Source organism: Pseudomonas sp. FW305-28 (genome assembly GCF_017351395.1).
In the GTDB taxonomy this organism is placed as follows: Bacteria; Pseudomonadota; Gammaproteobacteria; order Pseudomonadales; family Pseudomonadaceae; genus Aquipseudomonas; species Aquipseudomonas fluorescens_AA.
Window position 1 is genome coordinate 1 of the sequence record NZ_JACNDD010000186.1, and the last position, 11,892, is coordinate 11,892.

At 68.1% G+C, this 11,892-nt stretch carries 2 protein-coding genes; both read right to left on the reverse strand.

The window, feature by feature from the left end; all coding sequences use genetic code 11:
* The coding region (locus J4E53_RS27470; protein WP_207268229.1) for a non-ribosomal peptide synthetase at positions 1 to 5,250 on the reverse strand (5,250 nt) is incomplete at its 3' end.
* On the reverse strand, positions 5,247 to 11,891 hold the full coding sequence (locus tag J4E53_RS27475) for a non-ribosomal peptide synthetase (protein ID WP_259333254.1): 6,645 nt from the start codon (positions 11,889 to 11,891) through the stop codon (positions 5,247 to 5,249). The genes J4E53_RS27475 and J4E53_RS27470, both read right to left, overlap by 4 nt.
* Position 11,892 lies beyond the last annotated feature (1 nt).

Genomic DNA, 11,892 nt, shown 5'->3' on the forward strand with positions numbered 1-11,892 from the left:
CGGTGCTTCGCTCGACACTGTGACAGGCTGACGCGGCGGGGTGGGGTCGTCCGCGGTCGCAAGGCGATCCCAAGGGCACAAGATCTGGTAGCCGGTACCTTGCACCGGCGCGTCCGGGTTTTCACAGAGCAGCCAGGCGCTGGCACAGTCGTCCAGCAACGCGCGTTGACGCTGCGGCGGGGTGGCGGTGTCGATGGGCACGTAGGTCGCGCCGTTTTTCAGGATCGCCAGGACCGCCGTGACCAAGCGCGGGCCGCGCGCAAGGCTCAGGGCGACCCGGGCGCCCGGGGTGACGCCGTGCTCGGCCAACCAGTGCGCCAGCTGCTCGGCCTGTTGGTCGAGCTGGCGGTAACTGAGCAAGTGGTCGCCGTCCTGCACCGCGGTGGCGTCGGGCCGGCGCTGGGCCTGGGCCTCGAACAGACGGTGCAGGGGCTCGTCGGCAGGGTAATCGCGGGTGGTTTCATTGAATCCGTGGAGCACCTGCCGACGTTCGTCCGCGCCGAGGATCGACAGCGCCTGGAGCGGCAACTGGTCGTTCTCGGCCATCGCCTGCAACGTGGCGCACAGCGCCTGCCAGTGACGCTCCACGGTGCCGGGGTCGAACAGCGCCGTGGCGTAGGTCAGCCGACCGCCGATCGCGCCATCGCGCTCATACAGGTTCAGGGTCAGGTCGAACTTGGCGCTGTCCTCATCGGTGGACAGCGGGGTCACTTCCAGGTCGCCCAGGGCCAGGCTCGGCTGCGGAGCATTCTGCCAGGCCAGCATGACCTGGAAGATCGGACTGTGAGCCAACGAACGCGACGGGTTCAAGGCTTCCACCAATTGCTCGAAAGCCAGCTCCTGATGGGCCTGGGCATCCAGCGCGGTGCGCCGTACCTGGGCCAGCAGCTCGCCGACCTGGCTGACCCGGTCGAGGCGCACCCGCAACGCCTGGGTGTTGACGAAGAAGCCGATCAGCGGCTCGACCTCGGCACGGGTGCGATTCGCCAGCACCGAGCCGATGACCAGGTCATCCTGACCCGACAACCGGCCAAGGACCACTGACCAGGCGGCCAGCACGGTCATGAACAACGTCGTGCCGTGGCGTTCGTTCAAGTGCTTGAGGGACCGCACCAGTGCGGCGTCGATGCTCAGCTCCAGGCTGGCTCCGGTGAAGTCCTGTCGGGCCGGGCGCGGCCGGTCCAGGGCCAGGTTCAACGAAGGGGGCGCGTCGGCCAGTTGGGTGCGCCAGTAGTTCAGTTGCTCAGCGATGCGTTGCGCCTGGCGTGGGGAGCGTTGCCACAGGGCGTAGTCGGCGTACTGGATGGCCAGCGGTGGCAACGGATCGGCTTGCCCCCGGCTGAAAGCCCGGTACAGCTCGCTCAACTCTCGGGTCAGCACGCCCAGGGACCAGGCGTCGCCGACAATGTGGTGCAAGGTCACCAGCAGGACGTGTTCCTGCTCGGCCAGGCGCAACAGGCGGGTGCGAAACAGCGGGCCGCTGGCCAGATCGAAAGGCGCCTGGGCTTCAGCGGTGTAATGGGCCTGCAACTGGGCTGGCGACTGATCCCGCAGGTCAAGGCATGGCATCAGCAGCGAATGCCCAGGATCCACCACCTGACACGGCTCGCCACCGTCGGACACAAAACGGCTGCGCAAGGCTTCGTGCCGCTCGACGATGCGCGCCAGCGCGGCGCCCAGGGCCGCTTCATTCAGCTCGCCGCGCAGCCGCAGGCCTCCGGCCATGTGGTAGGCCGCGCTGGCCTGGGCATCCAGGTGCGCGATGAACCATAGGCGTTGTTGGGCAAACGACAACGGCAGCCGCGCCGGCCGTGGGCCAGCCGGGATCGGCGCCGCGCCGTGGAGCCCGGCCGCGCCCAGGGCTTCGATGGCCCGTGCCTGGCGTTGCAGCGTCGGGTGATCGAACACATTGGCCAAGGGCAGTTCGACGCGCAATTGCTGACGCAGTTGGGAGACCAATTGCACCGCCAGCAGAGAGTGGCCACCGGCCTGGAAAAAATGCTCGTCGCGGCCGATCCGTGGCCGGCCCAACAGGCGCCCCCAGATCGTCGCCAGTTGGTTTTCCAGCGGCCCCATGGGCGCTTCGAAGTGTCCGCTGGCGGCCTGTTCCGGTGCCGGCAGCGCGCTGCGATCGAGCTTGCCGTTGGGCGTCAGTGGCAGGACGGGCAGGGCCACGTAGGCGCTGGGTTGCATGTACTCGGGCAGTACCGCCGCCAGGGCGTCGCGCAGTATCGCCTCGTCAGGCGCCGCTTCCGGCCGGGCCACCCAATACGCCACCAGCCGCGCATCGCCGCTTGGCTCCTGACGAGCCACGACCACCGCGTGCTGCACCCCCGGAACACGCGCCAGGGCGCTTTCGATCTCGCCCAGTTCGATACGATAGCCGCGCACCTTGACCTGGAAGTCGTTGCGCCCCAAATAGAGCAACTGCCCATCCAAGGTCCAACGACCAAGGTCGCCGGTGCGGTACATCCGCGCGCCGGGCTGGGCTGCGAACGGGTCCGGGAGGAAACGTTCCTCGGTCAGCGCCGGCCGGTTCAGGTAACCCCGAGCGACACCGGCGCCGCCGATGTACAGCTCGCCCACCACGCCATGGGGCACCAGTTGCCGGTGCGCATCGAGCAGGTAGACCTGGGTGTTGTCCAGCGGTCGACCGATGCCCGGCACAAAGCCTTCGGCGCGGTCCATCGAGACCCAGGTCGAGTAGGTGGTGGTTTCCGATGGTCCATACAGGTTGCACAGGCGCTGCACGTCACTGTGGTCGAAGATCCTTTGCACCAGGCCCTGCTTGAGTGGTTCGCCGGCCAGGTTGACCACTCGCGTCGAGGCCGGGATCGCCGCGGCCCCCACCAGCGCATCGAGCGCCGAGGGCACGCTGTTGATCAGGGTGACTGGCACCGGACGGTCGAGCAGGGCCAGGGCATTGGTGGCCAGGTGCAGGGTCGCACCGGCGGCCAAGGGCACGAAATACTCGAAGACCGCCAGGTCGAAGTTGATCGAGGTGGCGAACAGGCTGTCTTGCAGGCTTTCGGCATTGAAGGTGCGCAGCGCCCAGTGCAACAGGTTGCAAGCATTGCGGTGCTCGATCATCACGCCCTTGGGCAGGCCGGTGGAACCCGACGTATAGATCACGTAGGCCAGGTGCGCGCCAGTCAGGCCCAGGCGCGCCGGGTCCGGGTTGTCGGCCGGCTGCTCGGCCAGACGGGCCTGGGTCTGCGGATCATCCAGGCACAGGGCGGTGCAACCCGCCGGCGCCGTCACGCTGGCTTGCAGTGCGGTGGTCGTCAGCAACGCCTGGGGCGCGCTGTCTTCGAGCATGTGCGACAGCCGCTCGCGCGGGTACGCCGGGTCCAGCGGCACATAGGCCGCGCCGGCCTTGAGGATGCCGAGCAGGGCGACCAGCAGATGCGGGCCACGCTCCAGGCAGATCGCTACCCGGCTGTCCGGCTGCACGCCGGCGCCCAGCAACAGGTGGGCAAGGCGATTGGCCTGGGCGTTGAGCGCTCCATAGGTCAACGGACTGGCGCCATCGGCCGCGTCGAAACGCGCGGCGATGGCCTGGGGCTGGTGTTCGGCCTGACGTTCCAGGGCCAGGTGCAACAGGTCCCGCTCGGGCAGCGGCCGGGCAGTAGCGTTGAACGTGCGCAGCAGTTGCTCACGCTCCGCCGCCGGGAGTATCGAAAGATGGCAGGCCAGGCGCTGGGGTGAGTCTTCCAGCGCGTCGAGCAGGTTATCCAGGGCCGTTTGCAGCCAGCCAAGCACCGGGGCCGCGCCCACCAGGGGATCGATTTGCAGGCTCAGCGAAAACCCATCGCCCAGATCGTCGACCGACAGGTTGAAGGGATAGTTGGTGCGTTCCTCACCACCCAGAACCTGCATGCCATCGAGCACCGGGGCAGGCCCCTGGGCCGTGCTGTGCCGGTAGTTGAGCAGCGCCGAGAACAGCGCCGTGCCGTTGGGCAGCGCGCTGCAGCGTTGGGCCAGGCCCAAGGGCGCGTGCTCATGGGCGATCAACCGGCTGAGTAACCCATGGGTGTCGCGCAGCGCCTGCCTCACCGGCACCGCCAGGCGCACCCGCAACGGCAACGTATTGATGAACAGGCCCATGGCGGTGGCTGCTTCGGCGGCGCCCAGCAGGCGACCGAACATCACCGTGCCGAACACCACATCGTCACGGCCGCTGGTCTTGCCCAGCACCAGGGCCCAGGCCAGATGGAACAGGCTGGCGCTGCTGACTTCCAGGCGGCGCGACAGTTCGCGGATGCGCCGGCTCAGATCCAGCGCCAGCGGCGCTTCCAGGGTCTGCACCTGGCTGCCGTCGCCGCGCACATCGAGCAGCCCGCAGGGCGCGGTGGGCTCGTCGATATCGCCAAGCAGCTCGGTGAAGAATGCCGCGTGCTGCGCTTCGCTCAGGCCCTGGCGGGCGCGCACCACGAAATCACGGAACGGGCGTGGCGGTTGCAAGTCGGCCAGGCGGCCCTGCTGGATCGCCGCGACCTCGCTCACCAGCCGCTCCAGCGATGTATGGTCCATCACCGCATGGTGGTGCAGCAGTTGCAGCAGCCAGCGACCGTTTGCCGGATCCGCTGCGGCCACCGCGCGCATCAGGGGTGCCTGGCGCAGATCCAGCCGATGCTCCCTGGGATCGGTCCAGGCGCGCAGCGCGGTGGCCACGTCGCCCGCGGGCGGGCTGAACAGTTCCAGCGTCAGCGGGGCCTGACGCCACACCACCTGGACCGGCGCGTCGAGACCTTCCCAGGCCAGCGCGGTGCGCAGGATGTCGTGGCGGGCGATGGCCTGGTTGAGAGCGTCCATGAAGCGGCGCAGGCGCGGTTCGTCATCGAAGGCCAGTAGCACGTGCAGCAGGTAGGTATCGCCGCGCTCCTGGAGCAGGTGGTGGAAGAGGATGCCGGCCTGCAGGGGCACCAGCGGGTAGATGTCCTGGATATTGGCGGCACCGCCCGGAACGCTGGCGACGATGCCCTCGATCTGAGCCGCGTCGAGCTGGCAGAGCTCGAGCAGCGCCGGGGTGATGGCGGTGGTACCCGCCGGCAGTCCGCTGGTGCCGGCGGGCTGCGCCGCGGGCTGGCGCAGGGCTTCGATCAGCGCCGGCTTGTGGCTGCGCAGGAGGGCGATCAACTCCTGGTCGGCCAGCACTTCATCGTCGGCCACCACCGAGAGTTGGTCGCCGCGCAACGACAGGGTCACGCCGCGGTGTTTGAGCAGAGCCAGCAATTGATCCGCAGTCACAGGAGCAGTTCCTTCAATGGAGTAGTGGCCGCGGCCAGACCGGCAAGGGTCGGTGCGGTGAACAATTGGCTGATGTCGACCCGCAGGTGGTGCTGGCGCATGCGCTCCACCAGCCCCATGGCAATCAGCGAGTGGCCGCCGAGGGCGAAGAAATTGTCGTGCCGGCTGACCCGCTCGACGTTCAGCAGCTCGCACCAGATGGCCGCCAGGGCTATTTCGATGTCGCCTTGGGGGGCTTCGTAACGGGTTTGCACGTACGCCTGGGCGTCGGGTTCGGGCAGGGCATTGCGGTCGAGCTTGCCGTTGGCAGTCAACGGCAGGCTATCCAGGCGCACATAGGCGCTGGGCAGCATCGACTCGGGCAAGCGTTCGCCCAGGGCCGTCCGCGCCTGTGCCGGCGTCGGTGGCGCGTCGCCCAACAGGTACGCGATCAGTCGGGCCACCCCATGGCGATCGGGACGACCGACCACCACCGCTTGCCGAACACCGGGCAGCGCCAACAGATGGCTTTCGATTTCCCCCAGCTCGATGCGGTGCCCATGGATCTTCACCTGGAAGTCGGTGCGGCCAAGGTAGCTGAGGCTGCCATCAAGCTCCCAGCGACCGAGGTCGCCGGTGCGGTACAGCCGCGTGCCGGGCTGGAGCGAGAACGGGTCGGCGATGAACCGCTCCCGGGTTAGCGCCTCGCGCTGCCAGTAGCCACGGGCCAGGCCTTGGCCGCCAATGTGGATTTCACCCACCACCCCCAGCGGTGCGCGCCGATCATGATGATCGAGCACGTGCACCTGAGTATTGGGCAGGGGCTGGCCAAGGCTGGGCAGCGGATGCTGATCCAGCCAGGCGCTGGTGGTGTCGACCGTGCATTCGGTCGGGCCGTAGACGTTCAGCACCCGCACGCCGGGTTCGCCGGCCAGTTGCTGCCAGAGCTCTGCGGGGACGGCCTCGCCGCCGAGCAGCAGGCGGCGGGGCAACGGCTGGGGCAGGGCCAGCGTCTGGCGATGCTTGAGTAGCGCCTGCAACTGGGTCGGGGTGCAGTCGAATAGGGTTACCTGCTGGCTCTGCAGGTAATCGAGCAGGGCCGCCGCGTCCAGGCGCACGCGTTTTGGAATCAACACCAGGCAGTGGCCGCTCAGCCACTGACACAACTGCTGGACCGAGGCGTCGAAGGCCACCGAGGCGTTGAGCGAGCAGCGCGTACCGGCCGGCAGGTCAGCCAGACGCTGGTGCAACCCGGCCCAGAGGTTGAGCACCGAGCGGTGCTCGACCATGACGCCCTTGGGCTGGCCGGTGGAGCCTGAGGTATAGATCAGATAGGCGAGGTCGCTGGGCTGGGTGCCGATGTCCGGATCGTCGGTTGCGGCCTGCTGCCAGGCAGCACCAACGGCATCCAGGCAGATCAGCGGCCCGGCGTCGAATGTCGGCAGCCCCTCGCGCACTCGCTCCTGGGTGAGCAGCGCCGCCGGAGCGCTGTCTTGCAGCATGAAGGCCAGCCGCGGAGCCGGATAATCAGGGTCCAGCGGCACATAGGCGCAGCCGGCTTTCCACACCGCCAGCAAGGCGATCGCCAGGTGCGCTTCGCGGTCCAGGCATACCGCGACCCGTTGCCCGGGCCGTACGCCCTGGTCCAGCAGGTGATGGGCCAGGCGGTTGGCCTGTTCGTCGAGCTGTCGAAAGCTCAGTTGGCGATGCTCGTCGATCAGCGCAAGGGCGTCGGGGCGGCGGGCGGCCTGCTCGGCGAAGCGCCCGTGCAGGGTGCCGTCGGGCGCTGACACGGACAGCACTGGGTTGAGGCGATTCAACCGTGCCTGCTCGGCGGTGGGTAATACGTCCAATGACTGGATGTGCCCATCGTCGGTCTGTTCCAGCGCTTCCACCAGGGCGTGCAGGGCCGTCAGCATGAAGCCCAGCAGCCGTTCCGGCGCATGGTCGGGGTGGGTCTGGGCGGTCAGCTGGAAACCTTCGCCCAGATCGTCCACCGCCAGGTTGAAGGGGTAATGGGTTCGCTCCTCGCTGTGCAGCAGGGTCATGCCGGGCATGGCCTGGTGCACATTGGCCTGGCCGGCATGGCTGTAGCGGTAATTGAACAAGGCGCTGAACAACGCCGTCCCCGGCGCTACCGCGCTGCAACGCTGGGCCAGGGCCAGCGGGGTCTGCTCGTGGCAGAGCAGACCGTTGAGGGTGTCCTGGACCTGCCGCAGGATGGCGTGGACGCCGCCGTCCAGGCGTACCCGCAGTGGAAGGGTGTTGATGAACAGGCCCAAGGTCCGGTCGGCGTGGGCGCCGGCCTGCAGGCGGCCGAACAGTACCGTGCCAAAGACCACATCGTCGCGCCCACTCAGGCGCCCCAGCACCAGGGCCCAGGCCAGGTGGCAGACACTCGCCGGGCTCACCCCGTGGGCTTCGGCCTGGCGACGCAGGCTGCGCGCCAGCTCCGGCGCCAGCGGCTGCTGGTGTTCCAGGGCCTGCCAGCGGGGATCGGTTTGCAGGTCAAGGTCGAAGGGCAGGGTGGGTTCATCCAGATCGCCCAACTGCTCGCTGAAAAAAGCGCGGGCGGCGGCCACCGCTTCTGGTCGCCGGGCCTGGGCCACCAAGGCTCGGGTGCTGGTGGGCGGCGGCAGGTCCGCCGGGCGTCCGCTCTCGATCAGGGCGATCTCTTCGATCATCAATTCCAGGGAGGTGTGATCGACCACCACGTGGTGATGCAACAGCAGCAACAGCCAGCGTTCCTGCGCCGGGTCAAAGGCCACCCGGGCCTCGATCAGCGGGGCCTGTCGCAGGTCGAGGCGGTAGTGGCGCGGGTCGGCACTGGCCTGTAGCCGCGCCGCGATATCGTCATCCTCCAGCGCCAGGCGCCGAGGCGTGAACGCGACCTGCCGCAGCACCACCTGCACAGGTTCCTCCAGGTCCTCCCAGAGCACCAGGGTGCGCAGCGCGTCGTGCCGGCCGATGACCTGGCCCAGCGCCGCGCAGAAACGTTGCAGGCGCGCCTCGTCGGTAAAGGCCAGCAGGCTGCGCAGCACATATCGATCGCCCTCGCGCTGGGCGCGGTGGTGATAGAGCATGCCCTCCTGCAAGGGGCCCAATGGATAAATGTCCTGGATATTGCCGGCGCCGCCGGGCACTCGCGCCGCGATCAGGTCGATCTGTGCCTGGGGAAGGGTCACCAGATCCAGCATCTGCGGGCTGATGCGGGCGCACGGGGTCGGGATGGCGCTTACGCTTGGTGCCGGCGCCGGAACGCTGGCCAGGTTTTCCAGGCGCAGGGCCTGGGCGGCCAGTGTCGAGCGTTCGAACACGCTGCGTATGTCCAGGTCCCAGCCATTGCGACGCAACTGTTCGAGTAATTGCACCGCCAGCAACGAATGCCCACCAAGGCTGAAGAAGTCGTCGTCACGGCTGATTTCCGAGACGCCCAGCACCTGGGTCCAGATGGCCGCCAGCCGCCGTTCGGTGTCCCCTTGCGGCGCCTGCCTGGCGGCACTGCTGGCCTGTGCCTCGGGCAGCGGCAGGGCCTGGCGATCAAGTTTGCCGTTGGGCGTCAGTGGCAACTCCTGCAGGGCGACGCAGGCGCTGGGCAGCATATAGTCCGGCAAGCGACTTTCCAGATAGGCGCGTACTTCAGCCAGGTCCGGAACGGGCGTGGTCGAGACCTGCGCTATCAGATAGGCCACCAACCGCGGATCACCGGCAGGGCCAGGCTGCGCCAGCACCACCGCTTCGCGCACCGCCGGCATGCCCAGCAACTGCGTTTCGATCTCCCCGAGTTCGATGCGGAACCCGCGTACCTTGACCTGGAAGTCGTTGCGTCCCAGGTAATCCAGCGAACCATCGGCTCGCCAGCGCCCCAGGTCACCGGTGCGGTACATGCGCGCCTGGGGATCGTCGACGAAGGGGTCGGACAAAAAGCGTTCTTGGGTCAGCTCGGCACGATTGAGATAACCCCGCGCCACGCCTGCGCCGCCGATGTAGATCTCACCGGCCACGCCCAACGGCACCGGCTGGCGATGACGGTCGAGCAGGTACACACGGGTGTTGTCCAGGGGCCGGCCGATGCCGGGCCGGTAGCCCCCGGCACGGTCCATCGACAGCCAGGTGGAATAGGTGGTGGTTTCCGTTGGCCCATAGAGATTGCAGACCCGTTGCGTCGTGCTGTGGGCGAACAATTGTTCCACCAGTCGCGGCTTGAGCGGTTCGCCCGCCAGGTTGACCACCCGGGTGCTGTCCGGGACGGCGCCGACCCTGAGCAGTTCTTCCACCGCCGAGGGTACGCTGTTGATCAGCGACACCGGGCAGGGGCGGGCCACCAACGCCAGGGCGTTCTCCACCAGGTGCAGGGTCGCGCCGGCGGCGAGAGGGACGAAGCATTCGAAGACCGCCAGGTCGAAGTTGATCGACGTGGCGAACAGGCTGCGGCGCCATTCCTCGGCGTCGAAGCTGCGTAGCGCCCAATGCAGCAAGTTGCAGGCGTTGCGGTGCTCGATCATCACGCCCTTGGGTAGGCCGGTGGAGCCCGAGGTGTAGATGACGTAGGCCAGGTGCGCTGGGCCCAGGTCCGCAACCCTGGGGTTTTCCGTGGGCAGGGTCGCCAACCGGTCCCGCAACTGCGCGGCATCCAGGCGCCAGCATTCGACCGCCGTGGCCGGTAACCCACTGGCCACGGCCTGGCTGCTCAGGACCAGCCGGGGCGCGCAGTCTTCGAGCATGTGCGCAAGACGCGCCGGCGGGTAGTTGGGGTCCAGCGGTACGTAGGCCGCGCCGGCCTTCAAGGTGGCGAGCAGGGCGACCAACAGGTCTGGACCACGTTGCAGGCTGATCGCTACCCGGTCATCGGGGCGCACCCCGGCCGTCAGCAGGGCGTGGGCCAACTGGTTCGCCTGCTGATTGAGCTGGGCGTAGCTGAGCTGGGCTCCCGCGGGCGTTTCGAACTGCGCCGCCACGGCGTCGGGATGCAATGCCGCCCGCCGCTCGAAGGGCTGGTGCAGCAGGGTGTCCCGTGGATGCGCCTGCCGTGTGGCGTTGAACCCTTCCAGCAGTTGCTGGCGTTGCTCACGAGGTAGGATGTCCAAGGCACAGGCACGGGTGGCCGGTGCGGTTTCCAGGGCCTGTGCAACCACCTCCAGGGCCCGAATCATTTGCGCAAGGACCGCGTCGACGCAGACTGAACGATGGACCTGTCCGGTCAGGGCAAAGCCTTCGCCGAGGTCATCGATGGACAGGCAGAACGGGTAGTTGCTGCGCTCCTCGCTGCCCAGCAGGCGCACCCCGGGCAGGTCGAACTCTGGGCGGGCCGAGCGTTGTGCCTGGCTGTGGCGAAAGTTCAGCAGCGCTGAGAACAACGCTGTCTGGGTGGGCAGCGCCGTGCAACGTTGGGCCAGGGCCAGCGGCGCGTGTTCATGGGCGAGCAGTTCGGTCAGTCGTCCATGGGTCTGGCGCAAGGCGCTATACAGAGGCATGTCGAGGTCGATGCGCAGGGGCAGGGTATTGATGAACAGCCCCAGGGCCTGCTCCACCTGCTGGCCGGCACTGAAGCGGCCGAACAGCACCGTGCCGAAGACCACGTCGTCGCGGCCGCTGGCCTTGCCCACCACCATGGCCCAGGCCAAGTGGAACAGGCTCGCGACGCCCACCGCCTGGGTCTTGGCCAGTTGCCGCAGGCGGCGGGCCAGGGCGGGGTCGAGTGAGCGCTGGGCCTCACGGTTGTCGCGGCCGGAACCCTGGATGTCGTGCAGCGCGTAGGGCAGGGTCGGTTCGTCGAGCGTGCCGAGCAGCCGCTGGAAATAGGCCTCGGCGCTGGCCTGGCGCCGGTGCTCGCGGGCCTGGGCGACGAACCGGCGAAACGCCACGGTCGGAGGCAGCGGATGCTCCGGATCTTGCATCAAGGTGCGGACTTCGCCGAACAACAGCGCCAGGGTGGCGTGGTCGATGGCCAGGTGGTGGTGGACCAACTGCAACTGCCATTGGCCGCTGGGCATGTCGAAGCGCACGTAGGCCTGGGCCAGGGGCGCGCGGCGGATGTCCAGGGGCTGTTCGGCGAAGGCGTCGCATGCCGCCAGCCAGACCACCGGCAGGGGCGCCTCGCGCCAGACCACTTGCACCGGCTCGTCCAGGCCTTCCCAGAGCACGGCGCTGCGCAGGATGTCATGGCGGGCGATCACCTGATCGAAGGCGGCGATGAAGGCGTCCAGCAGTGGGCGGCTGTCGAAGGCCAGCGTCGCGCGTAACAGGTAGGCGTCGTCGGTCGGTTGCAGCAGGTGCTGGAACAGCAAGCCTTCCTGCAGGGGCGCCAGGGGGTAGATGTCCTGCACGTTGGCGGCGCCGCCTTCCACCGCCGTCACGATCAGGTCGACCTGAGACTGTGGCAGGTTGAGCAACGGCAGCATGGCCGGGGTGATGCGTTTGCAGTCCGGCGCGATGGCGGATGCCTCAGGCAGTGCCTGTGATTTGGCCGGACCCAGCGGGTTCTCCAGCAGCAATGCGAGATTGAGCAGGTTCGCCGCGCTGAACAAGGTCCCCACGTCCAACTGCCAGCCTTCGGCCCGCAACTGCTCGACCATCTGCACCGCCAGTAACGAATGCCCGCCGAGGGCGAAGAAGTTGTCCTGCCGACCGACTCGCGGCACGCCGAGGACCTCGGCCCACAAC